This is a genomic window from Micromonospora sp. NPDC048839 (assembly GCF_040649915.1).
In the GTDB taxonomy this organism is placed as follows: Bacteria; Actinomycetota; Actinomycetes; order Mycobacteriales; family Micromonosporaceae; genus Micromonospora.
The window spans coordinates 498440-519928 of sequence record NZ_JBEZGL010000004.1; the positions used below are offsets into that span (position 1 = coordinate 498440).

General features: G+C 70.1%; 20 protein-coding genes and 2 riboswitches. Of the genes, 11 read left to right on the forward strand and 9 right to left on the reverse strand.

The genetic code is table 11. From position 1 onward, the window contains the following. Positions 1-20: 20 nt before the first annotated feature. Positions 21-1439 carry a PQQ-binding-like beta-propeller repeat protein gene (locus tag AB0C25_RS10875; protein ID WP_357371836.1) on the reverse strand — a complete coding sequence of 473 codons (1419 nt, stop codon included), beginning with the start codon at positions 1437-1439 and terminating at the stop codon, positions 21-23. Between the two features lie 143 nt (positions 1440-1582). Then, complete coding sequence (locus tag AB0C25_RS10880; protein WP_357371838.1) at positions 1583-2626, reverse strand: polysaccharide deacetylase family protein; 1044 nt, start codon at positions 2624-2626, stop codon at positions 1583-1585. A 377-nt stretch (positions 2627-3003) separates the two neighbouring features. On the opposite strand from AB0C25_RS10880, the gene AB0C25_RS10885 reads away from it, so the two are divergent. Beyond that, positions 3004-3360 (forward strand): hypothetical protein, encoded by a 357-nt coding sequence (locus tag AB0C25_RS10885; RefSeq protein ID WP_357371840.1) that lies wholly within the window; start codon positions 3004-3006, stop codon positions 3358-3360. On the opposite strand, the gene AB0C25_RS10890 is transcribed toward AB0C25_RS10885, so the two are convergent. Genes AB0C25_RS10890 through AB0C25_RS10900 form a run of 3 tightly spaced genes read right to left on the reverse strand, consistent with a single transcriptional unit; the run spans position 3296 to position 4862 of the window. Then, positions 3296-3901, reverse strand: a complete 606-nt coding sequence (locus AB0C25_RS10890) for a histidine phosphatase family protein (protein WP_357371842.1) — start codon at positions 3899-3901, stop codon at positions 3296-3298. The two genes, AB0C25_RS10885 and AB0C25_RS10890, sit on opposite strands and share 65 nt — an antisense overlap. Then, entirely contained in the window at positions 3898-4668 is a 771-nt protein-coding gene (locus tag AB0C25_RS10895) for a CbtA family protein (protein ID WP_357371844.1), read from the reverse strand. Before AB0C25_RS10895 ends, AB0C25_RS10890 begins: the two co-directional genes overlap by 4 nt. After that, positions 4659-4862 carry a CbtB domain-containing protein gene (locus tag AB0C25_RS10900; protein ID WP_357371846.1) on the reverse strand — a complete coding sequence of 68 codons (204 nt, stop codon included), beginning with the start codon at positions 4860-4862 and terminating at the stop codon, positions 4659-4661. Before AB0C25_RS10900 ends, AB0C25_RS10895 begins: the two co-directional genes overlap by 10 nt. 58 nt (positions 4863-4920) lie before the next feature. After that, positions 4921-4995, reverse strand: a riboswitch (cobalamin riboswitch). 291 nt (positions 4996-5286) lie between these two features. On the opposite strand from AB0C25_RS10900, the gene AB0C25_RS10905 reads away from it, so the two are divergent. The 4 genes from AB0C25_RS10905 to AB0C25_RS10920 all read left to right on the forward strand — a co-directional run bounded on the left by AB0C25_RS10905 (position 5287) and on the right by AB0C25_RS10920 (position 9403). Beyond that, on the forward strand, positions 5287-6165 hold the full coding sequence (locus AB0C25_RS10905; protein ID WP_357371848.1) for an amidohydrolase family protein: 879 nt from the start codon (positions 5287-5289) through the stop codon (positions 6163-6165). 319 nt (positions 6166-6484) lie between these two features. Next, a complete protein-coding gene (locus AB0C25_RS10910; protein ID WP_357371850.1) occupies positions 6485-7492 on the forward strand; it encodes an ABC transporter permease in 1008 nt (335 codons plus the stop codon). Positions 7493-7532: 40 nt separating this feature from the next. Then, positions 7533-8585: an ABC transporter substrate-binding protein gene (locus tag AB0C25_RS10915; protein WP_357371852.1), complete on the forward strand. Its 1053-nt coding sequence runs from the start codon at positions 7533-7535 to the stop codon at positions 8583-8585. After that, positions 8585-9403 (forward strand): ATP-binding cassette domain-containing protein, encoded by an 819-nt coding sequence (locus AB0C25_RS10920; RefSeq protein ID WP_357371854.1) that lies wholly within the window; start codon positions 8585-8587, stop codon positions 9401-9403. Before AB0C25_RS10915 ends, AB0C25_RS10920 begins: the two co-directional genes overlap by 1 nt. 104 nt (positions 9404-9507) lie before the next feature. Here the strand turns inward: AB0C25_RS10920 and AB0C25_RS10925 are convergent, their stop codons facing one another. Beyond that, positions 9508-10230, reverse strand: coding sequence for a FadR/GntR family transcriptional regulator (locus AB0C25_RS10925; protein ID WP_357239655.1), 723 nt, complete (start codon positions 10228-10230; stop codon positions 9508-9510). Between the two features lie 9 nt (positions 10231-10239). Then, positions 10240-11634, reverse strand: coding sequence for an enolase C-terminal domain-like protein (locus AB0C25_RS10930; protein ID WP_357371856.1), 1395 nt, complete (start codon positions 11632-11634; stop codon positions 10240-10242). A 543-nt stretch (positions 11635-12177) separates the two neighbouring features. After that, a riboswitch (cobalamin riboswitch) is annotated at positions 12178-12395 on the forward strand. Between the two features lie 195 nt (positions 12396-12590). Between AB0C25_RS10930 and AB0C25_RS10935 the strand changes: the two genes are divergently transcribed. Both AB0C25_RS10935 and AB0C25_RS10940 read left to right on the forward strand, forming a co-directional pair. After that, a complete protein-coding gene (locus tag AB0C25_RS10935) occupies positions 12591-14909 on the forward strand; it encodes a ribonucleoside-diphosphate reductase subunit alpha (RefSeq protein WP_357372001.1) in 2319 nt (772 codons plus the stop codon). Positions 14910-14965: 56 nt separating this feature from the next. Beyond that, positions 14966-15961, forward strand: a complete 996-nt coding sequence (locus AB0C25_RS10940) for a ribonucleotide-diphosphate reductase subunit beta (RefSeq protein ID WP_357240648.1) — start codon at positions 14966-14968, stop codon at positions 15959-15961. Positions 15962-16339: 378 nt separating this feature from the next. On the opposite strand, the gene AB0C25_RS10945 is transcribed toward AB0C25_RS10940, so the two are convergent. Beyond that, positions 16340-17254 (reverse strand): MerR family transcriptional regulator, encoded by a 915-nt coding sequence (locus AB0C25_RS10945; protein ID WP_357371858.1) that lies wholly within the window; start codon positions 17252-17254, stop codon positions 16340-16342. A 118-nt stretch (positions 17255-17372) separates the two neighbouring features. Between AB0C25_RS10945 and eno the strand changes: the two genes are divergently transcribed. Both eno and AB0C25_RS10955 read left to right on the forward strand, forming a co-directional pair. Further along, entirely contained in the window at positions 17373-18638 is a 1266-nt protein-coding gene (eno, locus tag AB0C25_RS10950) for a phosphopyruvate hydratase (RefSeq protein ID WP_357371860.1), read from the forward strand. Positions 18639-18749: 111 nt separating this feature from the next. Then, complete coding sequence (locus tag AB0C25_RS10955; protein ID WP_357371862.1) at positions 18750-19787, forward strand: hypothetical protein; 1038 nt, start codon at positions 18750-18752, stop codon at positions 19785-19787. Positions 19788-19958: 171 nt separating this feature from the next. On the opposite strand, the gene AB0C25_RS10960 is transcribed toward AB0C25_RS10955, so the two are convergent. Further along, entirely contained in the window at positions 19959-20312 is a 354-nt protein-coding gene (locus AB0C25_RS10960; protein WP_357371864.1) for a TraR/DksA C4-type zinc finger protein, read from the reverse strand. Between the two features lie 110 nt (positions 20313-20422). Between AB0C25_RS10960 and AB0C25_RS10965 the strand changes: the two genes are divergently transcribed. After that, positions 20423-21013, forward strand: a complete 591-nt coding sequence (locus AB0C25_RS10965) for a TetR/AcrR family transcriptional regulator (protein WP_357371866.1) — start codon at positions 20423-20425, stop codon at positions 21011-21013. A gap of 125 nt (positions 21014-21138) precedes the next feature. After that, positions 21139-21489 carry a DUF1330 domain-containing protein gene (locus AB0C25_RS10970; RefSeq protein ID WP_357371868.1) on the forward strand — a complete coding sequence of 117 codons (351 nt, stop codon included), beginning with the start codon at positions 21139-21141 and terminating at the stop codon, positions 21487-21489.

Genomic DNA, 21489 nt, shown 5'->3' on the forward strand with positions numbered 1-21489 from the left:
CCCGGGTGCCGCGACCGCAATCAGCGCAGGCGGCGGATGTCGCCGAACGCCCGGTAGAACCCGCCGCGGCTGGACTCGCGAACCTCGGTCACCAGGTAGCGGGCGCCCGGCTCGCGGATTCCCTTGGGGAACTGCACCGACCAGTCGCGCCGGTAGCCGTCGGACAGCACCTGGACCCGCAGCCGCCCCCGATCGTCGAGGCACTGCACGACCACGCCTCCGCCCGCGTCGCTCGTCACCTCGACGATCGTCGGCTCGACGGGCCGTGGCGCCTGGCGGGGGGCCTTGATGTCGCGTACCTCGGGCACGTCCCCGGCCTGGGCCGCCCGGATCGCCGGCTCGCTCGCGTCGATGCAGGCCAGATGGCCGCCCGTGGTGACGACGTAGAGCCGATCGTCGTGATACTGCATCGAATACGCCGAGCCGCAGCCGGTGCCGAGCTTCCACAGCCGCGTGCCGGCGGCGTCGAAGCAGTAGATCGAGGACTGGCTGTCACCGGCGAAGACGTACCTGCCGCCCTCGGCCGTGGCGCAGGAGAACACCGGGGCGTCGCACCGGTAGCTGCGTTCGAATCGACCGGCCTTGGACAGCCGCACCACCTCGCGGGTGCTGGTCCCGGCGAACACGCTGCCGTGCTCCTGCCAGCCGAAGAGCACCGAGCCGGTGCTGGTGTGCCACAGTTCCTGGCCGGTACGCCACTCGTAGCCGGTCACACCCCGCGAGTGGCCGTGGTAGATGGCGTCGTCGTCGCACCGCACCATCCAGGCCGCACGCCCCCGCCCCGGCCTGCGCCACAGGAACTCGTCCTCGTGGTCGACGGCGGTGATCCCACCGTCGGCATCCGAGACGCCCAGGACGCCGTCGTGGATGTCCAGCCAGTAGATGTCGATCTCCGGGGCGATCGCGTACGCCACCCGGGGCACCTTGCCGGAGAGGTCGTAGACGTTGCCGTCGTCGCAGCCGGCGTAGACCCAGGCGTCGTCGGCGACGATGCACTTCACCCCGTCGGGAAGGCGGACCTGGCCGCGCACCTGGGCGTTGTGGTCGAGCGTGGTGATCACACCGTGCTCGTTGCCGACCATGCAGTGCTGCCCATCGACGAAGATGCCGAAGGCGGGGGCGCCGGAGTCGTAGCGCCAGAGCACCGGGGCGGTGTGGGCGGTGGAGCGGGTGCTGACGATCTGCCGTCGGGAGACGGTGCGCTTCTGCCGGACGCCGGGGACCGCCGGAGAGTAACCCTTGCGGACCTTCTCCCCGATCTTCTTCGCCGCGGCCGCTCGGGCCCGGGCGTTGTCCGGGTAGGCGCTGGCCTTGACCTGCCCCTGGTCGCCGATCCGGCCGTAGCGCACGGTCAGCGTGGCGTCGTCGACGATGACCTCGTAGAACTTGTGTGCACCGTCCACTTCGGACAGTTCGAGGTAGGTCGTCTCCTGGGACATGGGGGCCTCCGAGGGGGTCAGCGACCGGCCTGAGCGGGCCGGCGCGGCGACAGTGCCCATACGTTAACGGCCACCACCGACACAATCGGCGGGCGCCCGGAGCACTCCGGGCGCCCGCCGACACCGAACCGGTCCGAGAGTGGTCAGCCCGCGGTGCAGGAGCGGATCTGCGGACGGGCGCTGCTGTTGCCGTTGGTCATCGTGGTGAAGCCGAAGGTGTTGCCGCTGCCGTTGGACCGCATGGTCATGACGGTGCCGCTGCTGTCCCAGGTGGCGGTGCCGTTCCAGATGGTGGAGACGCGCTGCGGTGCGGTGATGGCCACCACCACGGTCCACGTGCTGGCGCCGCTGACCGTCACCGACGTGTTGTACCGGTCGCCCCAGACGTTGGGGGTCGTCGCCGTCGCGGTGCAACTGCCGCCGGGCGGTGGAGTCCCCGTGCCGGGCGGCGGGGTGCCGGTGCTGGGCGGCGGGGTCGTGCCGTCGGGCGCGACCGCCCGGCCGGTGGACGGCGAGATCATGCCGGGGCACAGGTTGCGGCTGGTCAGGTTGGCCATGATCTGGGGAATCGCGTCGCGGGTGTTCTGGATCCCGTCGTGCATGAGGATGACCTGACCCGCCTGGAGGCGGCTCGCGTTGGACACGATCTGGCTGACGCTCGCGCCGTTCCAGTCCTGTGAATCCACGTCCCAGATCACCTGGCGCATACCGAGCGACGACGCGACCGACTGGAGGGTCGAGTTGGTCTCCCCGTACGGAGGCCGGAACAACTGCGGTCGTACGCCGGTGGCCGACTGGATCGCCGAGCTGGTCTGGGACAGGTCGGACTGCATCTGGGACTGGCTCATCGAGGTCATGTGGGCGTGGTTCCAGCTGTGGTTGGCGACCCACATGCCGGCGGACACCTGCGCCTGCGCCGCCGACCGGTTGTTCTGGACGTTCTGCCCGACGTTGAACATTGTGGCCCGTACGCCGTTGCTGCGCAGCACGTTGAGCAGCGCGCCGGTGCTGCCGGTCGGTCCGTCGTCGAAGGTGAGCCCGACGTAGCCGTTGCAGGTGGCGGCACTCGACGGGGCCGAGGTGGCGGCGAGGACGACGCCGCACATCGCGGCGGCGGTGGTGAGGGCGGCCAGTGCCGCGCGCAACCGCCTCGACCGCGGGTGCGTGCTGGGGGAGACCTTGCTCATCTGATGCCCCTTCTCGCCGGCCGGACGCGCCCGGAACGCGGGCGGCACGGTCCGGTCAGGTGTGGGTGAGTGGGGAGGCCAAACCGCATTCGCCACGCGCCGATCGCATTGACCTCGATGGATCGGAGTATTACAGCGGGATTTCCGGTGCGTCAACAAGTTCCGGAAGTCCTCCGGAACCGGTCAACTGCAGTGTCCCGGGATTGAACCCATGTTCAACGGGCGGGAGCGGCCGGGGGAGGAGCGTGCGTGACCACAATGGATCACTCCGACAGGTGCATCGCCACTTGGAATGATCCGGAAGGGAGGCCGGAAGTATCGGTGGCCCCTGGTCGGTCTCGCACCGCCGTGATCGACTCGGCTTCCTGAAACCCGGTGTGTCGCGCCAGCCCGGACACCGCGACTTTCTGAAAACCGAGTTGATCACGGCGCGCGGCACGGCGCGCGGCACGGCGCGCGGCACGGCGCGCGGCACGGCGCGCGGCACGGCGCGCGGCACGGCGCGCGGCACGGCGCGCGGCACGGCGCGCGGCACGGCGCGCGGCACGGTGCGCGGCACGGTGCGCGGCACGGTGCGCGGCACGGTGCGCGGCACGGTGCGCGGCGCGGCGGTCCGTCCAGGTGAGCGGGCCGGCGGAGACGCCGACCTACCAGCCACGGGTGGGCGGATCATGCAGAGGAGCGGGCGCGCGGCGCGCCCAGTCGGAGCTGCCAGCGTGCCCCCCGACCGGTGAGCCGGACGATCGCCAGTGGCTCCACGTCCACCTGCCGGTAGGTCACCAACGGCAGGTCGAGGGCGTGCACGACCGCGACCCGGATCACCAGCGGGTGGGTGATCGCGGTGATCCGCCGACCGAGCCCCCGTTGCCCGTCCAACCAGTGACCGACCCGGTCCCGTACCGCGGCGACGGACTCGCCGCCGTGCGGCGCGCAGTCCGGTGCGGCCAGCCACTCGTGCAACGCCTGCGGCTGCTCGACGGCGATCTCCTCGAATGCCCGCCCGGTCCAGTCGCCGTAGTCACAGTCGGCCAACGCCGGCTCGATGGTGGGGTGCAGGCCGAGGGCGTCGGCGGTCTGGGTGGCCGCCGCCGCCGGACTCGACAGGCAGGCGTCGCCGGCACTCAGGTGCCCGCGCCGGTCCTGACCGACGTCGGCCAGGGCGCGGACGGCACGCAGGCCGCCCTCGTCCAGGCCGTCGTCGGGTCCACCGAAGTGGGTCCGACGCAGGGCGACGGTGTGACCGTGGGCGACCAGCCGGAGGCTGGTGGGGGTCACCGGCTCGGCAGGGCCGTGGCGGTCCGGCGGCGCAGCTCGTGGTGCATCAGGGCCGCGAACAACAGGCCGATCCCGGTCCACAGCACCACCTGCGTGCCGAGCGAGGCCAGCCGGAAGTCCCACAGCAGGGCCGCCGGGAAGTCCGCCGGGACCTCCTGGAAGGAGGGCATCACCACGTAGGACACCACGGCGACCAGCAGGAACCCGCCAGCGGCCGCGGCCGCGCGCTGCCACAGCGGCGCCGTGCTGCCGACCGCGCGATAACCGAGGGAGCCGGCCCACACCGCCACCAGACCGAGCACCACCATCAGCAGATAGGTGACGGTGCGCTGGTTGATGGTGGCCGGATCGCCGACGGCCGGCGGGTTCGCCGGATATTTCACAAACGGCACGATCACCGCGCCGAGCAGCGCCGCGCCGGCCAGCAGCAGGCCCGAGCGGCCGTCGTCGTAGGTCCGCCGTCGGCGGGACAGCAGGACGTACGCGGTGGCCAGCAGGCCGCCCATCGCGGCGCCGAAAAGGCTGGTGGCCAGGAACAGGCCTCCGCGCTGACCGGCGCGGCTGACCAGGGCGTCCTCGTGGTCGTGCCCGCCGGCCGAGGGCTCGGCGTGTGTCGCCGCCTCCTCGATCGCGATGGCCGCCTCGACGCGCGGTTCGCCGGCGACGTAGGCGAACGCCCCGGCGAGCAGGCCGGCGATCAGGCCGGCGAGCAGGCCGCGGACGAGGACGGTGACGAACGGAGGAGCGGTGGTGGACGTCAGTGGCACGGGACACCCAGCAGGTGCCGGCCGTCGTGCATCAGCTCGTGCAGGTACATCCCGCTGCGCGAGACTGCTCCCTGATCGAAGGCGACGAGGTAGGCCAGCAGGCTGAGCATCACGACGGTGGCCAGCACCGTCCACAACAGACGTGAGTCGCCAGCGGGACGGACCAACGGCTGGCTGGACGTGGAAGCAGACATAAGATCACGAACCTCCCCAGGGATGACGCGTCCCCATCGCAAGGCTGCGGACGACCGAGCGTCCTGGCTCGCGGCCCCGTTGAGGCGGGACCGCTTACAGTGGCGCGACCGCGCCGGAATCACACCGGCTTCCCTCGCGTCTCCGCAGATAGTGGGTCGACGGTATCGGTGTCGCCGCAGGCGGTCAACCCGGGACCGTGGGCGGGCCAGCAACCCGCAACGAGCGACGGTATCGACAGGCTTGAATTCTAAAGATATGATGCTTGGTTGCGCCGAAGCACGCGCTCAGCGACCCCGTCGGCGTCCTGTTGCCGCTAACATGGTCAAACTGCCGGATCGATTTCGTAACACGAGTCGAGCCGGACGTCAGACCAATGACTGGGCGGGGTGGGGGAGAGCACGTGAGCACGCCAGGACATGTCCGATGACGAGCACCGAGGCCGCGTCGGGCCAGGGCATCGTCGACGCGCACCATCATCTCTGGGTCCGGGCACGGCACCCGCAGCCCTGGATCGATCCGCACACCATGGCCGCGATCGACCACGACTTCACCCCGCTCGATCTCGCGCCGGTGGCCCGCGCCGCCGGAGTCACCCAGACCGTTGTGGTGCAGTCCATCGCGGTCCGCACGGAGACGCCCGAGCTGCTGGGCATCGCGGCTGACGATCCCCTCATCGCCGGGGTCGTCGGCTGGGTCGACCTCGCTGCCGACAACGTCGGCGATCGCCTCGGCCGGCTCCGGGCGGCGCGCGGCGGAGAGCGACTGGTGAGTATTCGCGACCTCGTCCAGTCCGAGCCCGACCCGGCGTACCTCGACCGCCCGGACATCCGGCGGGGCATCGCCGCGGTGGGCGCCGTCGGCCTGGCCTTCGATCTGCTGGTACGCGACCACCAGTTGCCGGCGGCCACCCGGCTCGTCCGCGACCTGCCCGAGATGCGGTTCGTCCTGGACCACCTCGGCAAGCCCTCGCTCGGGCACGCCGGCCTCGGCGACTGGCCGCGCGACCTGCGGGCGCTCGCCGCCGAGCCCAACACGACGGCGAAGCTCTCCGGTCTGGTGACCGAGGTGGACGGTCCCTCGTGGTCGACGGCGGACCTTCGACCCGCCGTCGAGCACGCTCTCGACGCGTTCGGCCCGGACCGGCTGATGTTCGGCTCGGACTGGCCGGTGTGCCTGCTCGCCTCCTCGTACGCACGCTGGGTCGAGGCCCTCACCGAACTGCTGGACCCGCTGGGCGACGACGAGCGGGCGGCCATCTGGGGACGGACGGCCCGTCGGGCGTACCGGCTGGACCCGGCGTGACGCCGCGGCGGCTCGCCGACTGACGGGCCGCACCTCGGGCTGGGCCTGTCGCTGAGCCGCAGGTTGTGCCAGTTTGATCAGACGTATGCCGCACCCGTGCCGGGTCACCACGACAACATGCCCGTAAGACCTTGGCAACATGAGTCAATGCGTGGCAAGGTAACGCCTGATCGAGGGAAACATCCGACCTATCTCGACGGGTGCGCGGGCACGAGCCCGCGCACCCCGCCGAGGAGGCGCGGTGGCTCAGAGGTTGCCGGCTCGCCGGGGATTCCCCCGTCGCGCGCCGGCGCCACGCTTGGGGAGGTCAGATCCGACGATGAGTACCGTCGAGGCATCCGTCGGCGCGCGGCGCGGCGAACTCAGCGACTGGTTCCGCGAACGGATCTCCCACGCCGTCTCCGAGCTGACCGCAGCGACCGCGCTCGTCGTCCTGTTCGTCGCGCTGACCGTCGCCAGTCCCTACTTCCTGACCGCGGACAACCTCTTCAACATCGGAGCGCAGACCGCGGTGATCGCCATCATCGCCACCGCGCAGACGATGGTCATCATCACGAAGGGCATCGACCTGTCCGTCGGGTCGGTCGCCGCGCTCGCCGGCGTCGTGGGAGCGATGGTCGTCCGCGACCTCGGCTTCTCGCTCTGGGCGGCGACGGTGGTCGCGATCGGCGTCGGCGCGCTGGCTGGTCTGCTGAACGGGCTGCTGGTGACCGTGGCCCGGATCCCGCCGTTCATCGCGACGCTGGGCACGATGTCCGTGGGCCGGGGCCTCGTCTTCATCATCACCGGCGCGGTCGGCGTCTACGGACTGCCCCGATCCTTCCAACTGCTCGGTAACGGGGAGATCCTCGGCATTCCGTTCGCCGTGGTGATCACCGTCCTGGTCGCGGTGGGGGTCGCCTTCCTGCTCTCCCAGACCCGATTCGGCCAGTACACCTACGCGATGGGCTCCAATCTGGAGGCGGCCCGCCGCTCCGGCATCCGGGTGGGGCGTCACCTGACCGGCGTGTACGTGCTGGCAGGCGTGCTGGTCGGGCTGGGCGGCATGATCGCCGCGTCCCGGGTCAACTCCGGCCAGCCCAACTACGGGATCTCCCTGGAGCTCGATGTCATCGCCGCCGCGGTCATCGGCGGCGCCAGCCTGTTCGGTGGTCAGGGCCGGATCGTCGGGACCATCATCGGCGCGTTCCTCATCGCCCTGGTGCGCAACGGCGCTGTCCTGCTCGACATCAGCATCCACTACCAGCAGGTGATCGTCGGCCTGATCATCTGGGCCGCGGTCTACTTCGACCAGTACCGCCGCCGGCGGCTGGAATCACGGGGTTGACATGCCATTCCGAGGCTCCGAACGAGGAAGGACACACACCATGGCGCACACCACCACCAGCCGGCGGACGCGACGGTCGATCCTGGGTGTACGAGCGGTTCTGGCCGCAGCCGCGGCGACCGCTCTGCTCAGCGCCTGCGGCGGGGTCGAGGTCCGCGACGGGGGCGACGGCGCGACGAAGGACGCGAGCGGCCCGTTGAAGCTCGCCGTCGTGCCCAAGGCCGTCGGTGCCGACTACTGGAACACCGTGAAGGCGGGCGCGGAGTGCGCCGCGCAGCGCGCGGGGGACGTCACCGTCCAGTGGGACGGAGTGACCACCGAGACCGACGTCGAGGGCCAGGTCAACCTGATCCAGAACTTCGTCACCAAGAAGGTCGACGGCATCGTGTACGCGGCGACGGACTCCAGCGCGCTGGCGCCCGCGACCGACCAGGCGCTCGCCGCGAAGATCCCGGTCGCGATGATTGACTCTGGCACCAGCCCGCAGCCGTCGAGCGTGCCGCTCTTCGCGACCGACAACCGTGCCTCCGCAGTGGAGGCGGCGAAGCGACTCGCCACCGTACTCGGCCCGGGTAACCATGAGGTGGCGCTGGTCGAGTTCCAGCCCGGCTCGCAGACCAACACCGAGCGGGTCGACGGCTTCAAGGCCGGCCTCGCCCAGTTCCCCAACCTGAAGTTGGTCGGCCAGCAGCCGAGCAAGAGCGACGTCAACGAGGCGCGACGCGTCACCGAGAACATCCTCACCGCAAACCCCAACCTCGCCGGCATCTTCGCGGCCAACGAGCCGAGCGTGCTCGGCGCCGCGCAGGCCATCCAGGCGGCCGGCAAGTCCGGCAAGGTGGTCATCATCGGCTGGGACGCCGCCCCGGACGAGATCGCCGGGGTGCGCAGCGGCCAGATCTCGGCGTTGGTCGTGCAGAACCCGTTCAAGATGGGTTACTTCGGCGTCGACAAGATGGTCAAGCACCTGCGGGACAAGGCGCCGCTGGCGTCGGCGGACACCGGCGTCACGTTCGTCACCAAGGAGAACATCGACTCCGCGGAGATCAAGGCGGTGCTCGAGCCCAGCTGCGCCAACCCGCCGGTGCAGTGATGGGCGCGACCCCGACGGCTACCGCCGACAGCGACACGCAACCGACCGCCGAGCAACCACCGGTCCTCGAAGCCCGTGGCATCGTCAAGCGGTTCGGGCACGTCGAGGCGTTGCGCGGCGCCGACTTCACGGTCCACCGGGGTGAGGTCGTCGCGCTGATCGGCGACAACGGCGCCGGAAAGAGCACGCTGATCAAGACACTGTCCGGTGTGCACCCGCCCGACGAGGGCGAGATCCGGGTGGATGGCCGTCCCGTCCAGTTCTCCACGCCTGTCGACGCCCGACGCGCGGGGGTGGAGACCGTCTACCAGGACCTCGCCGTCGCCGACGATCTCAGCGTGGCCGCCAACCTGTACCTCGGTCGGGAGATCCTGCGCTCCGGGCCGCTCGGCCGGCTGGGACTGCTCGACAAGCGCGCCATGCGGCAGGGCGCCGCCGCCGCCCTCGACGAACTGGGCGTGCGGATCCCCCGGGTCACCACCCCGATCGCGATGTTGTCCGGTGGGCAGCGACAGTGCGTCGCGGTGGCCCGCGCGATCATCTGGGCGACGAACGTGGTCATCCTCGACGAGCCGACGGCGGCGCTCGGTGTCGTCCAGACCGGGCGGGTGCTCGACGTCGTCCGGCGGGCTCGTGACGCCGGCATGTCGGTGGTGTTGGTGAGCCACAACATGCCGCAGGTGCTCGAGATCGCCGACCGCGTCGAGGTGCTGCGGCTCGGCCGTCGGGCGGCCCGGCTGCGCGCGGACGAGGTCACCACCGACGACCTGGTCGCGGCGATGACCGGGAGCACCAGCGGAGAGCGGGACGAGCGCTGAGCTCGTCGGCCGGGGCGCGCGCGATCACGTGATCGAGGGCGCGCCCCGGAGCCGTCGGGCCGTGGGTGGCTGCGCAGCGCGCCGCCGTACGCCGAGGTGGTTGCTCAGAACCGTGCCGGCTCGACGTTGGCGTCACCGTCGGCGGGTTGCCCGTACAGCGATTCCTCCACCCCGATCAGGTGGTTGGCCATCCGGATCCGGGCACGCTCCGGGTCCCGGGCCACGAGGGCCTTCAGGATCGCGACGTGCTCGTCGTGGGTACGCCGGTCCGCGCCCTCCTCGTGCAGGCTCCGCCAGAGCCGCCCGCGCAGGGTACGCCCGGCGAACGCCTCGATGAGGCCGACGAGCACCGGATTGTCGGCGTGCACCGCGATGATCCGGTGGAACGCGATGTCGATCTCCATGATCCGTTCGTGCTCCTGCGGCGACCGACCGGCGATCCGCGCCGCCTCGTCGAGCAGTTCGCCCGCCTGGGCGAGGGCCTCGTCGGTGATCCTGGTCGCCGCCAGGCGAGCGGCCTCGCACTCCAACAGCCGCCGGACGATGTGCACGTGCCGTGGGTCGCCCTGGCCCTGGAAGTCGACCACGAAGCCCATCGGGGCCAGCAGCTGCGGCGCGTCGAGGTTGGTGACGTAGGTGCCGTCCCCCTGGCGGATGTTGACGATGCCGAGGATCGACAGAGCCGACATCCCCTCGCGCAGCGAGCCCCGGGAGACGCCGAGCGACTCGGCGAGGTCCTTCTCGATGGGCAGCCGGTCCCCGGGCTTGAAACGCCCTTCGAGGATCATCCGTTTGATGCCGTTCACCACCTCGTCGGTGCGCGACATGACATCCCCCTAGCGGCCGGCGGGGGTGGCCGTTCCACCCGCGATCACGTACGGCTCCGAAGATGACACCGTAGTCGGGTCCGTCGCCGCCCAGTAGCCGCCGTCGGGGAACCGGTAGAGCTCGACCGACTCCTGGCGCATCCGGGTGGAGTAACCGGGCTGACGGGGCAGGACGTAACCGCTGCCCGAGCCGGTGTCCTGGATGATGCACGGGTCGGTGAAGTGCTCGTGCAGGTGGTCGACGAACTCGGTGACCCGGTTGGTGAGATCTCCCGAGATCGCGACGTAGTCGAGCACCGACACGTGCTGGACCATCTCGCACAGCCCGACACCGCCGGCGTGGGGGCACACGGGGATGTCGAACTTCGCGGCGAGCAGCAGCACGGCGACGATCTCGTTGATGCTGGCCAACCTGCCGGTGTCCAGTTGGCAGAAGTCGATGGCCTCGGCCTGGAACAACTGCTTGAACATCACCCGGTTGTGGCAGTGCTCGCCGGTGGCGACTCCGATCGGAGCGACGGCGCGGCGCACGGCGGCGTGGCCCAGGATGTCGTCGGGGCTGGTCGGCTCCTCGATCCACAGTGGCTCGAACTGCGCCAGGGCCTTGACCCACTCGACGGCCTGACCGACGTCCCACACCTGGTTGGCGTCGATCATCAGGTTGCGGTCCGGGCCGAGGATCTCCCGGGCGATGCCGCACCGGCGGATGTCGTCGTCGAGGTTGGCGCCCACCTTCAGCTTGACGTAGCCGTAGCCGGTGTCCACCGCCTCCTGGCACAGCCGGCGCAGCTTGTCGTCGCCGTAGCCGAGCCAGCCTGCCGAGGTGGTGTAGGCGGGGTAGCCGGTCCGGTCGAGCTCGGCGAGGCGGGCCGCCTTCGTGCTCTCCTTGGCGCGCAGGATGGCCAGCGCCTCGTCCCGGGTCAGCGCGTCGGACAGGTAGCGCAGGTCCGCGATGTCGACGAGCTGCTCGGGGGACATGTCGACGAGCAGCCGCCACAGCGGCTTGTCGGCGACCCGGGCGACCAGATCCCACGACGCGTTCAGGACGGCGGCCAGCGACAGATGGACGACACCCTTCTCCGGGCCGAGCCAGCGCAGTTGGGAGTCGCTGGTGAGCAGACGGTAGACCGCGCCCATGTCCGCCGCCATCGTCGCGACGTCCACGCCGACGAGGCGCTGTGCCTGGTGGACGGCTGCCGCGACGACGATGTCGTTGCCCCGGCCGATGGTGAAGGTCAGGCCGTGGCCCGCGAGTGGCGCACCGCTGCTGTCGACGCCGTCGGTGTGCAGGACGACGTAGGTCGCCGAGTAGTCGCCGTCCTTGTTCATGGCGTCGGAGCCGTCAGCGGTCAGGGAGGTGGGGAAGCGGACGTCCTCGACGGTGACGGCGGTGATCTGCGGCATGCGCTCCTCGCCCGGTTAGGCTAAAGATCAGATGATCTCTGGGAGTATACGGAGGGTCGATCCGACGCGTCAACGACGTCGGTCATCCAGGAATCGAAGACATCCAATGTTTTTTCGTGTTGGAGATTCGTCGGTGTGCGGTCTCCTCGATCGCCGTACGCGGTCCGCAATCCCTGGGCGCGGTGGTGGCAACATTCGCCGCGCTGGTAGGAACCGTCGACCCGGGGACTGCTGCGGCGCTGCCGGCCCGAGGGGGGCGGTGGTGCGGGATGTGAACAGTGGTCCAGAAGATTGGATGTCCACTTCGGAAGGCCACATTCACGGCTGAGTATAGGCAGGGATCCTTACATCTAAAGACTTAATACATCACACCTTTCCGAATGTCGACACCTGCTCGTGTGCCGCGTGCCGCGGGGGCGTCGATCCGCCGGGCCTCGGCGCGGCTCGGCTTGGTCGGGGTGGCCGGTGACGACCGTCACGGAGGTCGCCGTCGACACGCCCGGGACCGACATGTGGGGTGTGACAACCGCAGCGTCCCTATATATGGTGTCGAGCGCAGCTGGTTCGGCCGCTCATCCGGAGCGGTCGAGGCAAGAGGGAATCCGGTGGAAATCCGGGACTGTCCCGCAGCGGTGAGTGGGAACGACAGCCGTCATGAGCACTGGGCCACGAAGCGGCCTGGGAAGCGACGGCCAGTAGGAGACCGGTCAGCCCGGTCGTGCCCACGAGTCCGAAGACCTGCCAGCGCGCCGCGCACCCGCACCCGGGTGGGCGGCGGTCCGAGGCCGCGTGGGACGGCCGACGCCACCTGACCCACGCCGTGCCGGCGTGGCGTCCGCCGGTGTCTGTCTCCACGCGTACGAGGGGCCATCAGGTCTCGAACTCGCGAGGAGTGAGTGGTGACAGTCACCGAGGTAGTCCCGGTCAGTGGCGACGCGGCCGTACGGCGCACGCCGATGCAGGTTCGCAAGCGCAACGGCACCACCGAACCCGTGGACGTGAACAAGATCGTCCGTGCGGTCGAGCGGTGGGCCGACGACCTGGCCGACGTCGACCCGATGCGGGTCGCCACCCGCACGATCAGCGGCCTGTACGACGGCGCGACGACGGCCGAGCTGGACCGGCTGTCCATCCAGACCGCCGCCGAGATGATCGGTGAGGAACCGCAGTACTCGCGCCTCGCCGCCCGGCTGCTGTCCGGCTACGTCGACAAGGAGGTGCGTCGACAGGGCATCAGCTCGTTCAGCGCGGCGATCCGGGTCGGCCACGCCGAGGGCCTGATCGGGACCGACACCGCCGCGTTCGTCGCCGCCCACGCCCCGATGCTCGACCACGCTGTCGATCCCGACGGCGACCGGCGATTCGAGTACTTCGGCCTGCGCACGGTGTACGACCGCTACCTGCTGCGCCACCCCACCAGCCGACTGGTGCTGGAGACCCCGCAGTACTGGCTCCTCCGGGTGGCCTGCGGGTTGTCCCAGACGCCGGACGAGGCGGTCGGCTTCTACCGACTGATGTCCAGCCTGGCCTACCTGCCCAGCTCACCGACGCTGTTCAACTCCGGCACCCGACACACCCAGATGTCCTCCTGCTATCTGGTCGACTCTCCGCGCGACGAGTTGGACTCCATCTACCAGCGGTACGCCCAGGTCGCCAACCTGTCGAAGTTCGCCGGCGGCATCGGCATCGCGTACTCCCGGGTCCGCTCTCGCGGCGCGCTGATCCGCGGCACGAACGGGCAGTCAAACGGGATCGTGCCGTGGCTGCGCACGCTGGACGCGAGCGTCGCCGCGGTCAACCAGGGTGGCCGGCGCAAGGGCGCGGCCTGCGTCTACCTGGAGCCGTGGCACCCGGACATCGAGGAGTTCCTGCAACTGCGGGACAACACCGGCGAGGACGCCCGGCGCACCCACAACCTCAACCTGGCCAACTGGGTCCCGGACGAGTTCATGCGCCGCGTCGAGGCCGACGAGATGTGGTCGCTGTTCGACCCGCACGAGGTGCCCGAGCTGCCCGACCTGTGGGGGGAGCGGTTCGACGCCGCGTACCGGCAGGCCGAGGCGCAGGGTCGCCACGTGCGGCAGGTCCCGGCGCGGGAGCTGTACGGCAAGATGATGCGCACCCTCGCCCAGACCGGCAACGGGTGGATGACCTTCAAGGACGCCGCGAACCGGCTGTGCAACCAGACCGCCGAGGACGGCAACGTGGTGCACCTGTCCAACCTGTGCACCGAGATCATCGAGGTGTCCAGCGACGCCGAGACCGCCGTGTGCAACCTCGGCTCGGTGAACCTCGCCGCGCACCTCACCGAGGGCGGCATCGACTGGGAGCGGCTGCGCGTCACGGTCCGTACCGCAGTCACCTTCCTCGACCGGGTCATCGACATCAACTACTACCCGACCGAGCAGGCGGCGGCGAGCAACCCGCGCTGGCGGCCGGTCGGGCTCGGGCTGATGGGCCTTCAGGACGTGTTCTTCGCGCTGCGGCTGCCGTTCGACTCGCCGGCTGCGCGGGAGCTGTCCACCCGGATCAGCGAGGAGCTGTACCTGACCGCGCTGGAGACCTCCGCCGACCTGGCGCGTCGCTTCGGCGCGCACCCGGCGTACCCGCAGACCCGGGCCGCGCGGGGCCAGCTCCAACCCGACCTGTGGGGCGTCGAGGGTACGCAGGCCGCGCGGTGGGACACGCTGCGCCAGCGGGTCGAGACGTACGGGCTGCGCAACTCGCTGCTCGTGGCGGTCGCGCCGACCGCGACCATCGCCTCGATCGCCGGTTGCTACGAGTGCATCGAGCCGCAGGTGTCCAACCTGTTCAAGCGCGAGACCCTGTCGGGGGAGTTCCTGCAGGTCAACACCGCCCTGGTACGCGAGCTGAAGGCCCGCGGCCTGTGGACCGACCGGATCCGCTCGGCGATCAAGCGGGCGGAGGGGTCGGTGCAGGACATCGCGGAGCTGCCGGCCGGCGTCCGGGAGTTGTTCCGCACCGCCTGGGAGCTGCCGCAGCGGGCGCTGATCGACCTGGCCGCCGCCCGCGCCCCGTTCATCGACCAGTCCCAGTCGCTGAACCTGTTCCTGGCCGCGCCGACCATCGGCAAGCTCTCCTCGATGTACCTGTACGCCTGGAAGGCCGGGCTGAAGTCCACGTACTACCTGCGTTCGCGCCCCGCCACCCGGATCCAGCAGGCCACCGTCGCGGTCGTCGCCCCGGTGGCGGCCGACGCGGAGGCTCTGGCCTGCTCGCTGGAGAACCCCGAGTCGTGCGAGGCCTGCCAGTGACCGCCGCCGACACCGTCACCGCCGCCGCCAGCACCACCGACACGAGGACCACGCACATGCTGCTCGACCCCGGGATGGACCTCACCCTCCGCCCGATGCGCTACCCGCACTTCTTCGACAGGTTCCGCGACGCCATCCGCAACACCTGGACAGTGGAGGAGGTCGACCTGCACGCCGACCTCGCCGACCTGGACAAGCTGTCGCCGGCCGAGCGGCACCTGGTCAGCCGACTCGTGGCGTTCTTCGCCACCGGCGACACGATCGTCGCCAACAACCTGGTGCTCAACCTCTACCAGCACGTCAACAGCCCCGAGGGTCGCCTCTACCTTTCCCGGCAGCTGTTCGAGGAGGCCGTGCACGTCCAGTTCTACCTCAACCTGCTCGACACGTACGTGCCCGACGAGACCGAGCGCTTCGAGGCCTTCGCCGCCATCGAGAACATCCCCTCGATCCGTCGCAAGGCCGAGTTCTGCTTCCGCTGGATCGACTCCCTGAACGACCTGCGGGAGCTGCGGACCCGGGACGACCGCCGGACGTTTCTGCTCAACCTGATCTGCTTCGCCGCGTGCATCGAGGGGCTGTTCTTCTACGGCGCGTTCGCGTACGTCTACTTCCTGCGCTCCCGTGGCCTGCTGCACGGCCTGGCCTCCGGCACCAACTGGGTGTTCCGCGACGAGTCGATGCACATGGCGTTCGCGTTCGACGTCGTCGACACCGTCCGCGCCGAGGAACCGGACCTGTTCGACGACGACCTCGCCGACCAGGTGCGGCAGATGCTCGTCGAGGCCGTCGAGTGTGAGGTGCAGTTCGCCGAGGACCTGGTGGGCCACGGGGTGCCCGGCCTGACGTTGGCCGACATGCGGGAGTATCTCCAACACGTCGCCGACCGCCGCCTCGCCCAGCTCGGCATCGCGCCGCACTACGGGTCGAGCAACCCGTTCGGCTTCATGGAGTTGCAGGACGTGCAGGAGCTGTCCAACTTCTTCGAGCGGCGCGTCTCGGCGTACCAGGTCGGGGTGGAAGGCACCGTCGCCTTCGACGACGACTTCTAGGCGAGTAATTCCCAACCCTGGCTGGGGCGGTGAGCGCAGCTGGCGGTGACCGTCGGTCACCTCCGTGAGGGCCGACGCGGTAGTGAACGGTATACCTGTGAGTCATAGTTATGACTCACAGGTATACCGCTCAACAGCACAACGCCATGGCGGCAGCCACGGCGGAGGGCCAGCGCACTCACCGCCGCGGGTGCCCATTACCCGATGGCGGTTCCGCACCGCCCGTTGCGGGGACAAGTACTGGTCCGGCCCGGCGAGGTGCCGCCGGCGCGCTGAAACCGATGCTCGCCCTGGCCGCGGCGGCGATCGCCAGCCGTGGCGTGATCGGGCTCGCCGCCCGGCGTATCCCTGACCCGGTGAACGTTCCTGGACAACGCACTAGGCGGCGACCGGTCCGGGGGCCTGGCGTCGCTTGGTGAGCCACCGCATCACGTGCAGCGGGTGCGACGCCGGGTCCGGGATCGGGTGGAAGACGTGCTCGACCTCGCCGTCGGCGATGATCAGCGTCAACCGCTCGTAGAGCGTCATGTCACCGGCGGTGCGGGTGGGCAGCCGCAGCGCGTCGGCAAGCGTGAGCCTCGGGTCGGGAATCAGCGGGTAGGGCAACCGCAGCCGGTGGGCGAGTTCCCGCTGGTACCCGGTCGACTGCGCGGACAGGCCGTACACCCGGGCAGCGCCGGCCGCGCGGAGTTCCGCGTGGTGGTCGCGGAACCAGGCGGCCTGCTCGGTGCTGCCCCGGGCGCCGTGGACCTCCAGCAGCCCGTTGGGCAGGTCGACACCCGGCCGCCCGGTCAGGGGGTACACGAAGATGACGGTGCGCCCGGCGCCGAGCGCGCCGAGATCGACCGGGCGGCCGTCGGTGCCGTAGAAGGACAGGGGCGGCAGGCGGGTGCCGACCAGCGCGGCGGGGTCGGCGCCGGCCGCCGCGCTGCCGGGCACGACCTGGGTCGCGGCCGCGTCGAGGCGGGCGTCCAGCGCGTCCCGCTGGGCGGTCAGTTTGCCGATCCGTTCCTGCAGGCCGGTGATGGTGCTGCGGTACGTCGCCACCGCCGCCGCGCACACGTCGGCGTCGTCGGCGCCACCGGCGATCGACTCGACGAACGGGCGGGTCTCCTCGACGGTGAGGCCGAGCGCCATCAACTCGCGGATCTGGGCCACCAGCCGCACCGCGATCGGGTCGTACTCCCGGTAGCCGTTGCCGAGCCTCCGGGGCACGACCAACCCGGCCGACTCGTAGTACCGCAAGGCCCGGACCGTGGTCCCGGTCCGTCGTGCCAGCTCACCCACCCGCATCCCGCGACCCTAAACCCGCACCCCGGGGTACGGGTCAACGTGTCGATCGTCGCGGTGCCAGGGCCGCCGTTTCCTGCCAGTCTGGCGGCGAAAAGGCAGCTTGAACAGGGAGTGTGTGATGACGGCAATCAGTCGGGTGCGGGCTCGGCAGATCCTCGACAGCAGGGGCAACCCGACCGTGGAGGCCGACGTGGTCCTCGCCGACGGGTCGACCGGCCGGGCGGCCGTGCCGTCCGGCGCGTCGACGGGAGCGAACGAGGCGGTCGAGCTGCGCGACGGGGACGACACGCGCTTTCACGGCAAGGGCGTCACGACGGCCGTCGCCGCGGTCAACGGCGAGATCGCCGACGCGGTGCTCGGGCTCGACGCCGAGGACCAGGCGCTGATCGACGAGACGATGATCGATCTCGACGGCTCGAAGGACAAGGGTCGGCTGGGTGCCAACGCGATCCTGGCGGTGTCCCTGGCGACCGCGAAGGCGGCGGCGTCGGCCCATCGGCAGCCGCTGTACCGCTACGTGGGTGGCGTCAGCGCCCGCCTGCTGCCGGTGCCGATGATGAACATCATCAACGGCGGCGCGCACGCCGACAACCCGCTCGACTTCCAGGAGTTCATGATCGCCCCGGTCGGGGCGCGGACGTTCGCCGAGGCGGTCCGGATGGGCGCGGAGGTCTTCCACACCCTCCGGAGGTCTCTCGCGGCGGCCGGGCACAGCACCAACGTCGGTGACGAGGGCGGCTTCGCACCGAACGTCACGGACGCCGACGAGGCGCTGCGTTTCGTGCTGCGTGCCATCCAGGACGCCGGGTACGAGCCCGGCACCGACCTGACGATCTGTCTCGACCCGGCCAGCTCGGAGTTCTTCCGCGACGGCGTCTACGACTACGTCGGTGAGGGGCGTCAGCGCACCGTCGAGGAGCACATCGACTACCTGGTGGACCTGCTCGCCCGGTACCCGATCAGTTCGATCGAGGACCCGATGGCCGAGGACGACTTCGCCGGGTGGAAGCGGCTGACCGCGGTGGCGGGGGAGCGGGTGCAGTTGGTCGGCGACGACGTCTTCTGCACCGACGTCGACCGGCTGCGCGACGGGATCGAGGGCGGCTACGCCAACGCGATCCTGGTCAAGGTCAACCAGATCGGCACGCTCACCGAGACCCTCGCGACGGTGGACGCCGCCCACAAGGCGGGCTACCGGGTGGTGCTGTCACACCGGTCCGGGGAGACCGAGGACACCACGATCGCCGACCTGGCGGTGGGCGTCGGCTGCGGGCAGATCAAGACCGGCTCGCTGTCGCGCTCGGACCGCACGGCCAAGTACAACCAGCTCATCCGCATCGAGGAGGAGCTGGGCGATCGCGCCGTCTACGCGGGGAGTCGCTGACAGCACGACCTCGCCATCCTCGTTGCTCTGCGTCGATTGCCGGGCGACGCCCCGGCCTCTATAACTGGAGGTTCGCTTCCGTCGATTCGACGGGCTTCCAACGGGGGTTCCATGAAGAGAACGTCAATTCTCGCTGCCAGTGTGCTCGGCGTGGCACTGGTCGTCAGCGCCGCGCCGGCACCCGCCCAGGCCGCCGACCTCCTGCGGGTCAACAGCGCCTACGGTTCCTCGGGGAGTGATCGGGGCAGGTTGTTCGTCTCCATCACCTCGACGCAGCCGGTTGCCGAGATTCGCGCGGAGATCGTCACCGATGACGGCGTCCCCATCGCCCAGACCTCGGACTTCGTCGTCGACTCGGAGACGCCGGACGCCACCATCTGGGCGACGCCGACGCCGTTGATCTTCGACGAACTCGGCGAGCACCGGGTCCACGTCGAGGTCACCGACACCGCGGGCAACCACGTACGGGAGGACCTGGCCGGTTGGCTCAACTACCGGGTCGCCACCTTCCTGGAGGACGTCACCATCGACCGCAGCACCATCGACTACGACCACCGTGAGGTGACCGCACGTGGTGTCCTCAAGGGACGCTGGCCGGGCACCGGCGAGATCCGGCCGCTCGCCGACGTCCCTGTCGACATCAACGCGGGCGTCGGCTCTCCGCCGGTGCGTACGGCGGCCGACGGTTCGTTCACCGGGACCGTCACCCTGTACGCCTACAACTCGGAAGTGATGGTGCAGTACGCGGGGTCGTACGGCGAACTCGGCTTCGAGCAGTCCGAACCGGTCTACTTCCAGTTGCCGATCGTGCCTCGCAAGACGCGCCTCACCGCGACGGTGGACCGCACCCACATCGTCGCCGGCGAGACCGTCCGGGCCAGCGGCCGGCTGTCCTGGCTCACCCCGTCCGGTTGGGCCCCGCTCCCCAACCAGGTCTTCGCGATCCTGTTCGTGCTGTGCGACGACAACGGCTGCTACAACCAGTACGGGTTTGTGAACACAAATGCCAAGGGGCGGTTCGCACTCGACCTGGCCCCCTCCCAGACGGGATACCTCCACACCAGTTTCTGGTCGAGCGACCCGTTCATTGCCGAGAGCTCGACCCGCACGCAGGTTGTCACGGTGGTGCCCGCGCAGGCGCGGCGGTAGCGCGGCGAGGGCTTCGTGGGTCGCTGCCGGTGATCGGAGGGCCATCGTGGTGTGGCTCCCCGATCACCGCCGGCGGGGTCAGGCGGTGGGGCGCAGTTCGGCGAGGAATCGGCCCCGGATCTCGTCGCGGACTCCGCGGACGGCCTCGACGGTGTCGCCGGGGACCCCCCGTCACCGCCGGCTGGCACAGGCGACACACGTCCGCGCCGACGGGCGGGCGACGAGCCGTTCGGCGGGAATCGGCCGGGAGCACCGTTCGCAGATGCCGTAGCTGCCGTCGTCGATCCCCCGGAGCGCGACGTCCAACTCGGCCAGGCGTCGGCGGGCCGCGTCCAGGACGGCGGTGAGCTGCGCGCGTTCGAAGGCGATGGTGCTGCCCTCGGGGTCGTGTTCGTCGTCGGCGTTCGACGACCGGGACGCCTCGAAGAGGCTGCGCAGGTCGCCCTCCAGGGTGGCGGCCTGGGCATCGGTCTGCTCGCGCAGCCGCAGCAGAGCCTCGCGGATCGTGCTGGAGTCGCTGGTCATGGCCCTCGACGGTACTGCGGAATGACCGTGGTCACATGACTGGCATTCCGAGACGACCGGTCATATTGTGGTGGACGTCAGCCAGCACCCGAGCGAAGGAGCGTCCCGACATGCCCCGACCCAAGTCGCCGGCCTCCGCCGGGACCAGGCAGCGGTTGTCCGACGCCGCGTTGGATCTGTTCCATCTGCGTGGCTACAACGGGACGAGCGTTCAGGACATCGTCGCCGCCGCCGGGGCGCCCAAGGGCACCTTCTACAACCACTTCGCCAGCAAGGAGGATCTCGCCCTCGACTCGGTGGCGAGGTACTCGGCGGCGATGGGGCTGGAGATGCTGGACGAGAAGCGGGGCGGGACGCCGCGCGAGCGGATCGTCAACCACCTCCGTTACATCACCGGCCTCGGCGACACCATGGGGGATCGCGGCTGTCTGCTCGGCAACTTCGCCAGCGAGATCCCGGCGCACAGCGACGTTCTGCGCACCGCCGTCGACGCCGGCTTCGGCCGCTGGGTCGCCGCGCTCGCCGTGACGATCGAGCGGGCGCGCGCCGCTGGTGAGCTGCACGGTGACGAGCCCGCCGGTGACCTGGCCGGCTTCATCGTCTCCAGCTACGAGGGGGCGGCAGCGCGAGCGAAGGCCTCCGGTGACCTGACCGCCCTCCACGAGTTCCGCACGATCACCCTGACGCGGATCCTCGCCTGACCCGCTTCGGTCCCCACCCCCGCTGACGTGTGCGTCGGGCCATCTGCCGCGGCGTCCACCGATTCCAAGACGACCGGTCGTACTTCTTCGACCGGAAACCCATCACCCACGTTGAGGAGTGAGAGATGAGCACCTACCTGATCAACCACCTGCGTATCCCCGGCGGTGTGCCGACCGAGGAGTCCCTGCGTTACCTGGAGCAGGTGCAGGCCACCACCGAGCCGTACGGCGCCACGTGGCTCGTCCTGGACGCCGAGGTGCAGGTCCTCGAGGGCAGTTGGCCCGGCTCGGTCGTGCTGATCGAGTTCCCGGACGCGGACACCGCCAGGACCTGGTACAACTCGCCCGAATACCAGGCCATCCTGTCGCTGCGCGTCGCGCACACCATCAACGATCTGATCCTGGTGGACTCCGTCGGCCCGGACTTCACGGTGGCCGGCTACGCGGGTCAGATCCGGACCCTGCTCGGCCAGTGA

Coding starts and splice junctions, on each gene's coding strand:
- AB0C25_RS10935 (WP_357372001.1), top strand. CDS start 12,591: ATGCAGGTTCGCAAGCGCAACGGCACCACCGAACCCGTGGACGTGAAC.
- AB0C25_RS10920 (WP_357371854.1), top strand. CDS start 8,585: ATGGGCGCGACCCCGACGGCTACCGCCGACAGCGACACGCAACCGACC.
- AB0C25_RS10965 (WP_357371866.1), top strand. CDS start 20,423: ATGCCCCGACCCAAGTCGCCGGCCTCCGCCGGGACCAGGCAGCGGTTG.
- AB0C25_RS10910 (WP_357371850.1), top strand. CDS start 6,485: ATGAGTACCGTCGAGGCATCCGTCGGCGCGCGGCGCGGCGAACTCAGC.
- AB0C25_RS10930 (WP_357371856.1), bottom strand. CDS start 11,634: ATGCCGCAGATCACCGCCGTCACCGTCGAGGACGTCCGCTTCCCCACC.
- AB0C25_RS10955 (WP_357371862.1), top strand. CDS start 18,750: ATGAAGAGAACGTCAATTCTCGCTGCCAGTGTGCTCGGCGTGGCACTG.
- AB0C25_RS10960 (WP_357371864.1), bottom strand. CDS start 20,312: ATGACCAGCGACTCCAGCACGATCCGCGAGGCTCTGCTGCGGCTGCGC.
- AB0C25_RS10875 (WP_357371836.1), bottom strand. CDS start 1,439: ATGTCCCAGGAGACGACCTACCTCGAACTGTCCGAAGTGGACGGTGCA.
- AB0C25_RS10945 (WP_357371858.1), bottom strand. CDS start 17,254: ATGCGGGTGGGTGAGCTGGCACGACGGACCGGGACCACGGTCCGGGCC.
- AB0C25_RS10880 (WP_357371838.1), bottom strand. CDS start 2,626: ATGAGCAAGGTCTCCCCCAGCACGCACCCGCGGTCGAGGCGGTTGCGC.
- AB0C25_RS10925 (WP_357239655.1), bottom strand. CDS start 10,230: ATGTCGCGCACCGACGAGGTGGTGAACGGCATCAAACGGATGATCCTC.
- eno (WP_357371860.1), top strand. CDS start 17,373: ATGACGGCAATCAGTCGGGTGCGGGCTCGGCAGATCCTCGACAGCAGG.
- AB0C25_RS10970 (WP_357371868.1), top strand. CDS start 21,139: ATGAGCACCTACCTGATCAACCACCTGCGTATCCCCGGCGGTGTGCCG.
- AB0C25_RS10915 (WP_357371852.1), top strand. CDS start 7,533: ATGGCGCACACCACCACCAGCCGGCGGACGCGACGGTCGATCCTGGGT.
- AB0C25_RS10905 (WP_357371848.1), top strand. CDS start 5,287: ATGACGAGCACCGAGGCCGCGTCGGGCCAGGGCATCGTCGACGCGCAC.
- AB0C25_RS10940 (WP_357240648.1), top strand. CDS start 14,966: ATGCTGCTCGACCCCGGGATGGACCTCACCCTCCGCCCGATGCGCTAC.
- AB0C25_RS10900 (WP_357371846.1), bottom strand. CDS start 4,862: ATGTCTGCTTCCACGTCCAGCCAGCCGTTGGTCCGTCCCGCTGGCGAC.